Raw genomic sequence first — 12,177 nt, 5'->3', positions numbered from 1 at the left:
AGCGGAGGTTTGTAGACCATGATGTCTGATGAAGATCTGAAGTACTACGCAGCGGCGCACGACGACTACGAGCCTGAACTCGACGACGACGATGAAGAGGATGACTTCGACGACGACGAAGAGGACGAGGAAGACGAAGTGACCACCACCTCAGACGATGATGACCGCACGCTGGACGATGAGGAAGACGACATCGACGACGAGCCGGACACGGACGACGACACCGAAGGCGCGGACCGCATGCTTCACAGCGAGCACCACGCGGAACAGGCCACGCTGAAGGCATCGCCTTCGTCGCAGGCGGATCCTTACACACCCGCAGATAGCGAATCGGTTGAGCCGGAAGAGAACGTAGCCGAAGTTTCGGTAGGAGCAGCTCTGATCTCAGCAGCGCAGGCTGTGAAGAAGCCTGCCGCAAAGAAGGCTGTTGCGAAGAAGGCTCCGGCCAAGAAGGCGGTCGCAAAGAAAGCCGCGGCTCCGGCACCGAAGAAGGCTGCTAAGAAGGCAGCCAAGAAAGCGGCGAAGAAGGCCGCAAAGAAGGCCGCAAAGAAATCTCCCCCACCCGCAGCAAAGAAGGCAGCCAAGAAGGTAGCAAAGAAGGCCGCGAAAAAAGCAGCGAAAAAGGTGGCGGTGAAAAAGTCAGCACCCGCAAAGAAGACCACGGCAAAGAAAGCCACCGCGAAGAAGGCGGCAGCGAAGAAAACCGTGGCTAAGAAAGTAGCGGGAGCTAAGAAGTCTGCCACGAAATCGTCTGTGACGAAACGTGGCGGCAACGTCGCCAGTAAGAAGGCGGCGAAATCCAACCAGCGAGGAAAATCCTTGGCAACCAAGAAGGCACCTGCAAAGAAGGCCGCGGCAAAGAAGACTGCCGTGAAGAAGGCTCCGGCGAAGAAGGCCGCAGCGAAGAAGACTGTTGCGAAGAAGGCTCCGGCAAAGAAGGCAGCAGCGAAGAAGACTGTTGCAAAGAAGGCCGTTAAGAAGGCTGTTAAGAAGGCCGCCAAGAAGACCGCAACCAAGAAGGCCACCAAGTAGTTCTGGCATTCTCCTAACCGCAGACGGGTAACCGGCTGCACGTAGTTAAGGCAAGCAAAAAGGCCCGGCTCCTCTTCGTGAGGCTCCGGGCCTTTTTGCGTCCGGAGATAAGTTCGGCGGACTGCTTATTCCTGTTTGGAAAAGATTTTTGGCTATGGCGTCAGTCTGTTTACATGGATGGCGGCGGAGCTATCCGTCTTGCATCGGCCCATATCATCCAGTGATCATTCATAGGCTCGGCACCGCACCGGCTGTAGACGCGACGTGCCGCCACATTGTCCACCGCTGCGTTCACACAGATGCGACCGGCGCCCTGTTCCACAAACCACGCGCCCATGCGCGCAATCAATTGATCGGCAATGCCTCGGCCTCGTTTGTTGGCTGCGACGTTGAGCCACTCCAGTTCGCCCTGACAGTTGTGTCGTGTCGTTTTATTTCCCGCAACGAAGCCTACGATGCTGTCGTCTTCCACGGCGACGAAGAGTGCGCGTTCCGGTAAGCCGAATTGGGGTGAGACTCTGCCATCCCTGTAGGCGGTGATCCTGTTCAGCCAATAAGCCTCGTCACCCCATTCGACGGCACGGATCTTGACCATCGGAACAATATCGTCGTCCTCGACGGGGCGAATGATCATGGGATCCTTCCTTCGGGGAGAAAACGAAGAGCGGGCCGATGAAGGCCCGCCCTTGCTGTGTCGCGCTTAAAGAGTGTTTAGGACTTTGCCTTCTTCGCTTCGTCGATGGCGGCCAGAACCTCTTCGCTGTGGTTCTGCACCTTCACATCGGGCCATACCTTTACGATCTTGCCCTTGGGCGAGATGAGGAAGGTGACGCGCTTGGCGAAGTGGTTGGGGCCGGCAGCCACAACGGGCACGCCGTACTCGTCCACAACCTTGTGTTCGGGGTCAGCCAGCAGCTTGAAGGTCAGGTTCTCCTTGGTGCAGAACGCCTTGTGGCTGTCGGCGGTGTCCAGGCTCACACCCAGAACGGCGGCGTTGGCCTTGTCATACATGGCCTGGTCGCGCTGAAAGTTGTGCGCTTCAATGGTGCAGCCCTGTGTCTGATCCTTCGGATAGAAGTAGAGAACTACCCACTTGCCCTTGTACTGCGACAGGCTCACCTGTTTGTCTTCCTGCGAGGGAAGAGTGAAGTTCGGGGCAGCCGTGCCCGTTTCCAACAAACCAGCGGCCGCTGCGGCCATTGCCATACGCGCCGTTCCTGCCACCGCCAATGCGGCTACCAACACCATGGACCACAATCCTGCACGCTGCATAAATATCTCCCTTGGGAATCTTCCGGTGACAGTATGACTCAGGCGCATGGTCCCGGGTAACGGTGAATTTGTAATTTTTTCATCGAGGGCCGCGCCATTCTGACGCGAATCAGGCGGGGCGCTGCTCACCCACCACGGCGATGCCCGCCGCATTCGCTTCACGCAGCATGTTCTCTTCGTCGAAGAGGAGCGTGCGACCTGCTTCGATCGCCAGGCATGTGGCTCCCGCAGCCTGCATCGCACGAATGGTGGGAACGCCCACCACCGGAACGTCAAAACGAAGATCCTGCTTGGGTTTGGCGACTTTCACCACGGTCAGCGAACGCGCCAGCGTGGATGCGTCATCGTCCAGCGAACCCATCAGCGCACCGGCGCGGGCAATGCAGGCGTCTGTGCCTTCCATCGCTTCCACGGCCACGCATGCGCCTGCGGCAATCACGACTGTCTGACCAAGATCGAACCCCGCGATACCGCGCGCCACCGTTAGGCCGTAGGCAATGTCGTTGCGCTCGGTTTCGTTTGGCGTGCGTTGTGTCAGCACACCCTGCTTGGCGAGCATGGGCTCCAGGTACGCCGTGGAGCTGATGAGTTCAATACCTTCATCGCTCAGCACTTTGGCCACAGCGCCCAGCAGCATGTCGGTGTTGCGTGTGCTCAGGCTCATCAGCAGTTTCGCCAGCCGCCAATCCGGGCGGATGCCAGAAAATATCTGCTTGTGTCGCACCTGCCCGGCCATCACGGCGTTGTGCACGCCAGCCTTCTGGAAGGTGTCGATCAGCTTTGAGAGTTCGCCCAGGCTCATCCAGTGGACTTCCATGCCGTTGTCGTTTGCGGCGCGTGTATCCATCTCCGGATCGGTCTCTTCTTTGATTGCGGCAACCACAACATGCAGCCCGCGTGCGCGTGCGGCCTCAAGCAGAAGAAAAGGGAAGCGTCCGTTACCAGCGATTAATCCAAGCCTGTCCATCAAGCGTCATCGTGCCATGTCGGGGCGGATTCGTCCAATGGCGCGCATGCTGTCTGACCGTTCGCGATACCCTTAAGCGTGATGCGAAGCCTGTTTGCCGCCCTTGCCGTTTTATCCGTTGCTGTACCTGCCGCTGCGCAGGATGCCGCCGTGCACACAGTGGAAACATCGCCGGGCTTTCGCGATGCGGCATTGAAGAACTTCCAGGGGTACGAAGCGCGCCTCAGCACGCACTGCCCCACGGTCACTCCAGACTGGAACGCTGCATCGCACAAGATTTATGGCAAGCCGGTCACGGGCGATGACGGCAACCTGAACAATGCGACGTGGGTGGAGAGTGTTCCCGGCACGGCGTGTGGCGAACATCGTCGCTATCGTGTTCTGGTAACCATCCGCGGCGGCCACGCGGCCGTTGCGCCGCTGCTGCCGGGGGAGAGCATCGCGACGCCGCAGTTGGAAACCGACGCGCAGATGCCGCTGATCAAAGCAACGGCGGAGTTCGTCGTCAAAGGCAAGACCTGTCCGGTGGATGTGCTGGATACGAAGCTCGACGGCCCCGTTCCGGCCGTTGCACGCGCCGCGTGGAATGAGATATGGACCGTCCGCACCTGCAACCGCACTCTGAATGTCCCCATCCGGTTTGTGCCAGACGTGGTGGGCGAGGGAACGAGTATCCGGATTGAATCGAAGGCTGTGACGGTGGCGCAGTAGAGGGCATCTTGCCAGCGCCCTAAGGCAGAACCGCTAGCACAATGGCTCCAGCAGCGATGAGTCCTGCGCCCAAAATCTTTCCGAGGGACAGTTGTTCACCGAGGAGAGGCCACGCAAGCAGCAGTACGAAGACGACGCTCAGCTTGTCGACTGGCGCGACCTTCGATGCCTGCCCAAGTGACAGCGCCCGGAAGTAGCAGATCCACGATAGGCCTGTTGCTATTCCTGAGAGCGCTAATAGCGCATATGTTTTGCGGTCAAGCGAACCCAACTCATGCGGCCGTCCGAATGCAATCGCGATGGCCCACGCAAACACGACCACCACAGTCGTTCGGATTGCGGTCGCTAGATTTGGCTCGACGTGCGCGACGCCTTTCTTCGCCAGAATCGCTGTCAATGCGGCGAAGAGTGCGGACAATAACGCCCAGGACATCCATCCCATCGTGCATCCTCTCCGCGCTCATCCTTGCGATGAATGGTTGGCGCGCTTACTTGATGACGCCGCGTTCGCTCTTGGCGATGAACTCTGCGAGATAAACGACACGCTCGCCGAACTCGCCGCTGGCTACCTTTTCGCGGATCGCTTCGAGCGCCTGCGTGGTGTTCAGCCCGCTTGCCTGCAGCAGGCGATAGGCCTGACGAAGCTGCTTGATCTCTTCCGGGGTAAAGCCGCGACGCTCCAGGCCAACCTTGTTGATGCCGAAGGCCTTGTTCTCGCGGCGCACGCTGGTCAGGCTGTACGGCAACACGTCCTGCGTGATGGTGGTGCCGCCGCCAATGTAGGCGTACGCGCCGATGGTGCAGAACTGGTGTACAGGCGCGTTGGCACTGAGGACGGCGTAGTCCTCCACCGTGACATGGCCGGCAAGTGTGGAGCCATTGGGAAGAATGCAGCCGTTGCCAATCTTTGAGTCGTGGCCGATGTGGACGTAAGCCATGATCAGGCAACCGTCGCCGATCATGGTTTCACCACCGCCGCCAACCGTGCCGCGGCTGATGGTTACGCATTCGCGAATGGTGTTGCCGTTGCCGATGGTCAGCTTTGTTGGCTCGCCCTTGTACTTCAGGTCCTGCGGACTGCAGCCGACCGATGAGAACGGGAAGACGCGGTTGTCGTCGCCCATGGTCAGGTGGCCGTCCAACACAACGTGGCTTACCAGTTCACAGCGCTCGCCCAGCACAACGTTGGGTCCGACGGTGCAGAAGGGGCCCACGGCGCAGCTTTCGGGAATGACCGCACCCGGCGCAACGAAGCTGGTGGGATGAATTGCCATGGAACTAGACTGCAGCCTCAGGAAGCGTCGGGCCGTCCTGCTGCGGGTTTGATTCGCCAGCAGTCTTTGCCGGAGCAGCAGTCTGCGATGGACGCGGCACGAGCTGGCACATTACGGTGGCTTCGCAGGCTACCTTGCCATCAACCGTGGCCACACCATGCATCTTCACTGCGCGCGAACGCCAGTTCAGCACGGTGACTTCAATCTTCAACTGGTCGCCGGGAACGACGGGCTTGCGGAACTTCGCGCCATCAATGCCCGTGAAGACCATCAGTTTGTTCTCGCGGTCAGGGATTTCGTTCAGCAGCAGCAAGCCGCCCGCCTGTGCAATGGCCTCAATGATCAGCACGCCCGGCATCAGCGGGTAGTCCGGGAAGTGGCCGGTGAACTGCGGTTCGTTGACTGAGATGTTCTTCAGGCAGACGATGCGCTGCTTCGGCTCGACCTCAAGGACGCGGTCAATCAACAAGAACGGATAGCGGTGCGGCAGCAGCTTCATGATCTGCTGCACATCCATGACGGGGGCGACGATCTCACTCATGACTCTTGTGAGTATAGTTCGCCGAGTCTTCTCACGTTCCGATTACGTTTCAGTGAACAGATGGCTCATTTGGCTGTAGCCACTGCTCCTCGAAGCGCGGACCGGTGGTGGCGTCGCCGCACATTTTCGCTTGCAGCGGAGCGGAGACCTCGCCCTTATCCAGTTTCACGGTGCCTTTTGCCACATTCACGCATTTGTTGTGGTCATAGACCTCGCCGGAGACCCAGCGTAGAGCTGCACGGGCGGACTTGCCCGGAGCGAGAGCTACAGGCGTTAGCACCGGGCCGGGGTGCATGCCTTTGGGTGTGTCCGCCTGGGCGTTGAGGGTAGCGTTGGTGATGTCCAACCAGGTGACCTGCGGGCGTCGCGGAACCGTGCAGGTTCGCAGCCCTATGTTGGTCAGCACAAGATAGGCGCCAGAGTGGGACATGCCGTTGAACTCACCGTCGGCGGAGTCAAAGCTCAGAGCGATGTCGAGCGCCGCGCAGGCGGATGGCTTCGACTCTTGCTGCGGCTGCGGGGGAGTGACCAGACCTTTCCCGCGAGATGGCGAGGAACAGCCACACGACAGAAGCAGGAAGGCGGCGATCCCCAGACATGATGCTTTCTTCATCTTCGGTTGGATGCGGCTGTTAGTCCTTGTGCTTGCCGATGGGCGCGTTCGGTGCGAAGAGTGCCGGATCGACCGGCTTGTAGTGAATCTCTTCCACGAAGCGCTGCGCCACCATGTCTCCGTTGAAGTAGCGGGTGGTGACGTAAGGCGTGGGAATGCCATCCACGTCGTGCCAGTCGCTGTACTCTTCCACGTCTTCGTCAAAGTCCTGGTACTTTTCGTTGCGGAACTGGAAAACACGGCGCAGCGGGTAGTGATTGCTTAGCTCAATATCGACCGTGACGGAGTCATTGTCCTTGTCGATGAGCGTGACCTCTTCCACTTCACGGCGAGCGACGACCTTGTGTCCGCCGTAAATCAATAGCGTCTTCGGATCGGTGAGCCAGGTGTTGGCAATGGAGTCGATGGAGTAATGAATGCGGCGAAAGTATGCCTGCTGATCTTCTTTGGGCAGCGGTTTACGACCGCGATAGGTCACTTCCACGCCTTCGGTGGTCGTCCATATCTGCACGATGTCGCGCTTCTTCGTTAGCTCAATACGGTCTTCCCACTGATTGTTGGGCAGCGCGTGGTGGAACTGTATGTATTCGCCCACGCCGGTGGGCTCGTTTTTATAGAACGACGAGGTGCGGCCGCGCAGAATGTAGTCGCCGCGGTTCAGCCACTTCTGTCCGCCCAGCGCGGTGTACATGGTGTTCAGCGCGGCGCGGGCCTTGGCCTGATCAATCTCTTCGCCGGGCTTGGGCTGCGTGACAATGATCTGCTCTTCGCGCTTGTTCTCTTGTTTGGGAGGGAGCGTCAGCACCCGTTCCTGCGTATGAGCAACGAACGGCATCAGAAAGCAGCACGCAGCGATTGTTGTGATCCCGTTGCGAACGCGCTTTTTCATCGATCTCTCCATAGCCTCTTATCCAACTAGCACGGCCCCGCCATTCACGTTGAAGATCTCACCCGTCACAAATCCTGCAAGCGGTGTGCACAGGAACAGGATGGGGCCTGCGATCTCTTCCGGCGTGGCGACACGGCCCAGCGGAATGGCGCTGAACACCTTCTTAGACGCGATTGGATCGGTGAGAGTACTTTCAGTCATCTCGGTATGCACCCAACCCGGCGCAACACAGTTCACGCGGATGCTCTGCGGCGCTAGTTCTGTGGATAGGCCTTTGGTCATGCTGATGAGTGCGCCCTTGGTGGCGGCATAGTCGGCGTGGAAGGCTTCTCCGCGCTGTCCGGCGGTGGAACTGACAAGGATGACATGGCCGCGCACACCGTCGATGGGTTCCTGCGTCTGCATCTGCGCGACCGAGGCGCGGATGAGGCCGAAAACGCTGTCCAGATTAATGCCGATGGTGCCGTTCCATTGCGCATCCGTCATGCTGCCGATGGGCGCATCATGTGGTGGCCAGATGCCGTGATTGCCAACGAGAATGTTCAATGAGCCGAAGTGACACACGGCGGCTTTTACGAGGGAGTCGCCATCGGCAGCGGTAGCAAGTTCCTGGCGAATGGCCAAGCACCATTCTGGTCCACCGCACTCTTCTTGTAATGCCAGAGCCTGCGCTTCTGCCGCTCGGTAAGAAAACGCGACCTTCGCACCTGCTTTGCGAAACAACCGGACAGCAGCCGCGCCAATGCCGCGCGATCCGCCAGTGATGAGAGCGACGCGGCCTTCCAGAGAGAGTGAGACACCTTCATGTTGCATGTGTTCACGCTACACGATGCGTTAGAACAGACGCTCCGCCCGACGCAGATTGCCCGCAGTGCCAATGTTGGCCAGCGTGAAGTTGAAGCGATAGGCGTTTTCGTTACGGATGGTTCCCAGTTCGTATTTGCGGTATTCGCCGGAGATGCCGCAGCAATTCCAGTTGTAGGAAACCTGTCCCGCAGCGTATTGGACCTGGCTCAGTTTGAGGTCCACACCTGCGTTGGCAGCAATACTCAGACCCGGCTTAACGGGCGTGCCATAGCCGAGCAGGACGCGGAGTTGGCTGAAGTCGCTGATGAGCGACGTGGCGGTGCTGCCGCTGCCGGTGTCCGCGGTGAAGCGTCCCGGAGCGTAAAGGCGAGCGTGGCTCAATCCGCCAAAGAAGTTGCCCTGATGGAAGTCCAGAAAGACGTTGCTCTGACGCATGCGTCCGGCGTGCAGGTCATAAGCCGAATCCCATTCCAGGTCGATGTGGTCGGTCGCGCTGAGTTTCATCTCGCTCACAATGGGCGAGGCGCTGCGAAAGTCGGTAAGGAATGCAATGCCGCTCAAATCGAGCGTGCTGTCCAGAACGTTCCGGCGATTCAGCACCAGCACGCCGTTGGGATTTGTGGTCGTCAGGTATCCGCCGAAGGTGTCGTCGAAGTAGTGGCGCTGCACCAGCTTCCAACGAATGGTTTCGCGTGTGCCGCCGCAGGGCGAGTTGGTTTCTGCGGGATCTTCGTTCGCACCGCAGGCACGTTCCTTCGAGGGGCGCAGGAAAAGGCGCTGAGTGAATCCGTACTCCAGCTCGTTACGATTCGCGACGACATCGGTGTCGTCAAAGCGTAGCGTACGGGCGAAGTCCGTAACACCGCTGGCATAGCGGTATGTCATTTCGGGTTCGATGGTGTGGCGCGCTTCGCGTCCCAATATTTTGCTGAAAGCTCCTGTGTCGAAGGTGCGTTCCAGAACAGGGAAACGCATCTCCATGCCGGCTTCCGTAACAAAGCGGTTCAGGCCGGGTGCGCGTTCCGTTGGCACCGGACCCGGTAGAGCTGTTGCAGACCGCGAGTGCGAGTAATACGTGTCATGCAGGCCGACCGAGGGCCGGAAACGGAATCCTGCAAAGCCAAAGGGCATGGCAAGCTGAGGATGAACGTCGTACCGGCTCACCAGATCCGACGCAAACCCTGTCTGCGCTGACGGTGTGCCCTGTGTACGCTTCAGCCCTGCATACTGCATGGTGGAACTCCACAGAAGCGGTGTGGTGCCAATGCGGCGTTCCAGCGAATCCAGATCGAACACAGGTGCGTGGAAGATACGAATCTGCTCGCCCGTGCTGACAATCTTGAGACCCTGATAACGATCTGTTTCGAAGGCGGCCACATAGCCGTTGCGAGCGGTCGTGCCATACAGATACGACTTGATGTCGGACGACACGGCCTGATTGAAGTTGTCCGTGAAGGCTTCGCGATAGATGTAGCTGCTCAGGTATTCGGCATCGGCGGCGACGCGTGTATGCAGCGTGAAGTCTTTGCGGCCGGAGAACGCTACATCTTCACCACCCTGATTCACATAGGCGTTCGTCGTCGTGGTTTGGCCATTCACCGTGGTGGAGGTTGCCTGATAGAAGCCGCGGTCCAGCAGTCCTGAGTAGCGTGCGCGGAGGAAGTCGTTGTTGCGGCCCTGCATGCGGAAGCTGGCGGATTGTTCCCATCCGCGCTTCGAGAAGTATTCCGCTCCCACCGTCAGATCGGCCGAACGGCCCAGCGTCATGTAAAACTGCTCGCCAATCACGATGCCCTTGGTCGTCGAGTTGCCGATGATGGGAATCATGAAGCCGCTCTGGCGTTCTTCGCTGTCGGTGGGGTGCGTGGCGTACGGCAGGAAGAACACGGGGATGTTGTACAGGCGGAACATGGTGTTCTTGGCGCGGGCCTTGCCGTCACGTATCAGGAAGTGTCCGGCAGCCAACTGCCAATCGGGGTGCGGCAACTGGCAACTGGTGACAGTGCCCTCGATAATCTCCATCTGCTGAGGCCCCGTGCGGATCACTTCACGGCCCGTAAAGAGGAATGGGTTGTCCGTGGTGTACGTGGTGCCGCGTGTCGACAGCTTTACGCCAATGGAGCCGGACACGTTGTACATGCGGCCGTTTTCCGTATGGATGTTCAACAGGGCGCGAGTGGCCTGCATGCTTTCGCGGCCACTGTCCGCCGTGATGTGCACATGGCCTTCGGCTTCCGCGTCGCCGGTGGTCTGGTCATAGCGGATGTGGTCGGCTTCCAGCCGATAGTCGCCGTAGGTGACCACCACGTTGCCGTCCAGAAGAAGCATGTTGCCATTTCGGCTCTGGCGGTCGCTGTCGATGGTGATCTTTTTTGCGGAGGGCTCCGGCACAGGAATGGCTGTGGGAAACCGTTCCGTGCCCGGATCCTGCGGCAGATCGCGCTGTTGCGGCGCTGCGGCAGAGGATGTATCCGCAGGGGGTTCCTTGGCAGTTACCTGCTGTGCCGTCGCAGACACTCCAAACGTCGCTGCCAAAGTGATACACCAGCAAATACAGGCTTCGCGCACGGATGCGAAGCCAGGCGGCAACACCCCGGAGCGCGTGCTGGATGTCTGCGTTACGTTCTTCCGGAAAATGGCGTTGCTGCTCACTGAAGTTTCTATTCTACGAAAGTGAGACGCCTTGAGCACCGCGAGCCCTCTCCCCCTACAGCCGCTACCCGCTGGCACCGTTTCTGAAGAGGAAGCACGCGCCCTCAAGCGTGAGATCGCCAACCGCCTGGCCGAACATCGTCAGCGCCGCGGACGGCCCGCCGAGACGCAGGCTTCGCTGCCTATTGAAGTCCCCGCGCCTCGCCATCGTGTTGCGGATTCCGTGGCTGCTCGCTATGCCCGCTCCGTCTCCTATAGCGATTTTCTGAAGCAGGAAGCGGAGGCCGCCATCCGGCAGGCCGAGGCAGCCGCCGAAGTGGCCCGCCGCAATGCAAAAGCCATTGCCGCTGCGCAGCAGCAGCTTCTGGAAGAGATTGAGCAGTGGAATGAACCAGTAGCGCCCCAGCCGGAAGCTCATGGCCCTGCCGAGGTCATCACCTTTGCTGCGCCGGTGGAAACGGAATCGCCGCTGGGCGTTTCTGAGGCTCTTACAGAAGCCAGAATCGTTGCGGTTGAAGAGCCAGTGAGCGCTCCCGAACTGCGTGTTCAGTTGGCAGAATCTGTAGCTGCGCCCGTTGTGTCCGAGCCGGTTGTTCCCGCAGCTCCGGCTCGTCCGGATTTTGCGCAGGTGTTCACCGCTGCGGTCAATGAGATTCAGGAACGACCGGCGACCTTGGCTGAGCGCCTGGGGCTGGCTACCGGACCGTTGGATTCTGCTGTCGCGCTGCCGACGAACCTAATCGAATTTCCTCGCCAGCTTGTGGCTGCGCGTAAGGCTCGTCCGCGTCTGGCGGAAGGCCCTCTGCGTGACGAGGCAGATGCCACACCCGAGCGCGCACAGCTTCGTATCTTTGAGGTGGAAGCCAGCGCAGTCTCTATCGAACCCGTGGTGGAAAGCGTTCTGCCGGAGTGGCACACCATCCGTCTGGACATGGATGCGCCGGTCCGGCTGGCCGAGTCGCCGGATGCGCAGATCTCGTTTGCCATGCCGCTCTACGTGGCACCGGGCAGCCAACGCATGATGGCGTTCCTGGTGGATGCCTGCTGCGTTGTCACCGGATTCTTGATGGCAGTCACTGTGGCGGCTTACGCTTCGCCGGTTCTGCCCACGGGACTGCCCGCGGTGCTTGCATCTGTCGGAACTCTGTTTGCGTTTGCCATTGGCTACCAGGCACTGTTCTTCTCCCTGAGCGGCACCACACCCGGCATGCGTTACGCGCGCATTGGGCTGTGCACCTTCAGCGATGAAAACCCCACGCGCAAGGCGATGCTGCATCGGATCTTTGCTCTGCTGCTGGCGGGTATGCCGTTGGGGTTGGGGCTGTTGTGGGCGTGCATGGACGAAGAGAATCTCGGTTGGCACGACCGCATTTCGCGCATGTATCCGCGTGGGTACTAATGCGTTCGCGATAGGCTGAA

Annotated in this window: 13 protein-coding genes; 3 read left to right on the top strand and 10 right to left on the bottom strand. The window is 59.6% G+C overall.

Features of this window, described 5'->3' with window-relative positions:
• Nucleotides 1–18: 18 nt before the first annotated feature.
• The gene (locus BLT38_RS20815) at nucleotides 19–1,032 is read left to right on the top strand and encodes a hypothetical protein (RefSeq protein ID WP_197674900.1); all 1,014 of its coding nucleotides are present in this window, start codon (nucleotides 19–21) and stop codon (nucleotides 1,030–1,032) included.
• A gap of 169 nt (nucleotides 1,033–1,201) precedes the next feature.
• On the opposite strand, the gene BLT38_RS17145 is transcribed toward BLT38_RS20815, so the two are convergent.
• The 3 genes from BLT38_RS17145 to BLT38_RS17135 all read right to left on the bottom strand — a co-directional run bounded on the left by BLT38_RS17145 (nucleotide 1,202) and on the right by BLT38_RS17135 (nucleotide 3,271).
• Nucleotides 1,202–1,666: a GNAT family N-acetyltransferase gene (locus BLT38_RS17145; RefSeq protein ID WP_083346279.1), complete on the bottom strand. Its 465-nt coding sequence runs from the start codon at nucleotides 1,664–1,666 to the stop codon at nucleotides 1,202–1,204.
• A 77-nt stretch (nucleotides 1,667–1,743) separates the two neighbouring features.
• Entirely contained in the window at nucleotides 1,744–2,304 is a 561-nt protein-coding gene (locus BLT38_RS17140; protein ID WP_083346278.1) for a peroxiredoxin, read from the bottom strand.
• A gap of 109 nt (nucleotides 2,305–2,413) precedes the next feature.
• Nucleotides 2,414–3,271: an LpxI family protein gene (locus BLT38_RS17135; protein ID WP_083346277.1), complete on the bottom strand. Its 858-nt coding sequence runs from the start codon at nucleotides 3,269–3,271 to the stop codon at nucleotides 2,414–2,416.
• A 78-nt stretch (nucleotides 3,272–3,349) separates the two neighbouring features.
• Here BLT38_RS17135 and BLT38_RS17130 point away from each other — a divergent pair, with 78 nt between their 5' ends.
• The gene (locus tag BLT38_RS17130) at nucleotides 3,350–3,982 is read left to right on the top strand and encodes a hypothetical protein (protein WP_172838326.1); all 633 of its coding nucleotides are present in this window, start codon (nucleotides 3,350–3,352) and stop codon (nucleotides 3,980–3,982) included.
• Between the two features lie 19 nt (nucleotides 3,983–4,001).
• Here BLT38_RS17130 and BLT38_RS17125 read toward each other — a convergent pair whose 3' ends face one another.
• The 7 genes from BLT38_RS17125 to BLT38_RS17100 are packed head-to-tail and all read right to left on the bottom strand — an operon-like array spanning nucleotide 4,002 to nucleotide 10,641.
• Nucleotides 4,002–4,424: an EamA family transporter gene (locus BLT38_RS17125; protein ID WP_083346275.1), complete on the bottom strand. Its 423-nt coding sequence runs from the start codon at nucleotides 4,422–4,424 to the stop codon at nucleotides 4,002–4,004.
• 46 nt (nucleotides 4,425–4,470) lie between these two features.
• Nucleotides 4,471–5,256, bottom strand: a complete 786-nt coding sequence (lpxA, locus tag BLT38_RS17120; RefSeq protein WP_083346274.1) for an acyl-ACP--UDP-N-acetylglucosamine O-acyltransferase — start codon at nucleotides 5,254–5,256, stop codon at nucleotides 4,471–4,473.
• A 4-nt stretch (nucleotides 5,257–5,260) separates the two neighbouring features.
• Entirely contained in the window at nucleotides 5,261–5,797 is a 537-nt protein-coding gene (gene fabZ / locus BLT38_RS17115; RefSeq protein WP_083346273.1) for a 3-hydroxyacyl-ACP dehydratase FabZ, read from the bottom strand.
• A gap of 49 nt (nucleotides 5,798–5,846) precedes the next feature.
• On the bottom strand, nucleotides 5,847–6,410 hold the full coding sequence (locus BLT38_RS17110; protein WP_172838325.1) for a DUF4232 domain-containing protein: 564 nt from the start codon (nucleotides 6,408–6,410) through the stop codon (nucleotides 5,847–5,849).
• 19 nt (nucleotides 6,411–6,429) lie between these two features.
• Nucleotides 6,430–7,299: a hypothetical protein gene (locus BLT38_RS20715; RefSeq protein ID WP_172838324.1), complete on the bottom strand. Its 870-nt coding sequence runs from the start codon at nucleotides 7,297–7,299 to the stop codon at nucleotides 6,430–6,432.
• 18 nt (nucleotides 7,300–7,317) lie between these two features.
• On the bottom strand, nucleotides 7,318–8,112 hold the full coding sequence (locus BLT38_RS17105) for an SDR family NAD(P)-dependent oxidoreductase (protein WP_083346271.1): 795 nt from the start codon (nucleotides 8,110–8,112) through the stop codon (nucleotides 7,318–7,320).
• A 21-nt stretch (nucleotides 8,113–8,133) separates the two neighbouring features.
• On the bottom strand, nucleotides 8,134–10,641 hold the full coding sequence (locus BLT38_RS17100; protein WP_231966579.1) for an LPS-assembly protein LptD: 2,508 nt from the start codon (nucleotides 10,639–10,641) through the stop codon (nucleotides 8,134–8,136).
• Between the two features lie 148 nt (nucleotides 10,642–10,789).
• On the opposite strand from BLT38_RS17100, the gene BLT38_RS17095 reads away from it, so the two are divergent.
• Nucleotides 10,790–12,157 carry an RDD family protein gene (locus tag BLT38_RS17095; protein WP_083346270.1) on the top strand — a complete coding sequence of 456 codons (1,368 nt, stop codon included), beginning with the start codon at nucleotides 10,790–10,792 and terminating at the stop codon, nucleotides 12,155–12,157.
• The last annotated feature ends 20 nt before the right edge of the window (nucleotides 12,158–12,177 follow it).

The sequence above is a fragment of the Terriglobus roseus genome (assembly GCF_900102185.1).
Lineage (GTDB): Bacteria > Acidobacteriota > Terriglobia > Terriglobales > Acidobacteriaceae > Terriglobus > Terriglobus roseus_A.
Note: the sequence above shows the minus strand (reverse complement) of the source record. Positions and strands in the feature narration are given on the sequence as shown.

What these genes read in the sequence shown, in the direction of transcription:
- BLT38_RS20815 (WP_197674900.1), top strand. Translation starts at nt 19, where the DNA reads ATGATGTCTGATGAAGATCTGAAGTACTACGCAGCGGCGCACGACGAC.
- BLT38_RS17145 (WP_083346279.1), bottom strand. Translation starts at nt 1,666, where the DNA reads ATGATCATTCGCCCCGTCGAGGACGACGATATTGTTCCGATGGTCAAG.
- BLT38_RS17140 (WP_083346278.1), bottom strand. Translation starts at nt 2,304, where the DNA reads ATGCAGCGTGCAGGATTGTGGTCCATGGTGTTGGTAGCCGCATTGGCG.
- BLT38_RS17135 (WP_083346277.1), bottom strand. Translation starts at nt 3,271, where the DNA reads ATGGACAGGCTTGGATTAATCGCTGGTAACGGACGCTTCCCTTTTCTT.
- BLT38_RS17125 (WP_083346275.1), bottom strand. Translation starts at nt 4,424, where the DNA reads ATGGGATGGATGTCCTGGGCGTTATTGTCCGCACTCTTCGCCGCATTG.
- lpxA (WP_083346274.1), bottom strand. Translation starts at nt 5,256, where the DNA reads ATGGCAATTCATCCCACCAGCTTCGTTGCGCCGGGTGCGGTCATTCCC.
- fabZ (WP_083346273.1), bottom strand. Translation starts at nt 5,797, where the DNA reads ATGAGTGAGATCGTCGCCCCCGTCATGGATGTGCAGCAGATCATGAAG.
- BLT38_RS17110 (WP_172838325.1), bottom strand. Translation starts at nt 6,410, where the DNA reads ATGAAGAAAGCATCATGTCTGGGGATCGCCGCCTTCCTGCTTCTGTCG.
- BLT38_RS20715 (WP_172838324.1), bottom strand. Translation starts at nt 7,299, where the DNA reads ATGAAAAAGCGCGTTCGCAACGGGATCACAACAATCGCTGCGTGCTGC.
- BLT38_RS17105 (WP_083346271.1), bottom strand. Translation starts at nt 8,112, where the DNA reads ATGCAACATGAAGGTGTCTCACTCTCTCTGGAAGGCCGCGTCGCTCTC.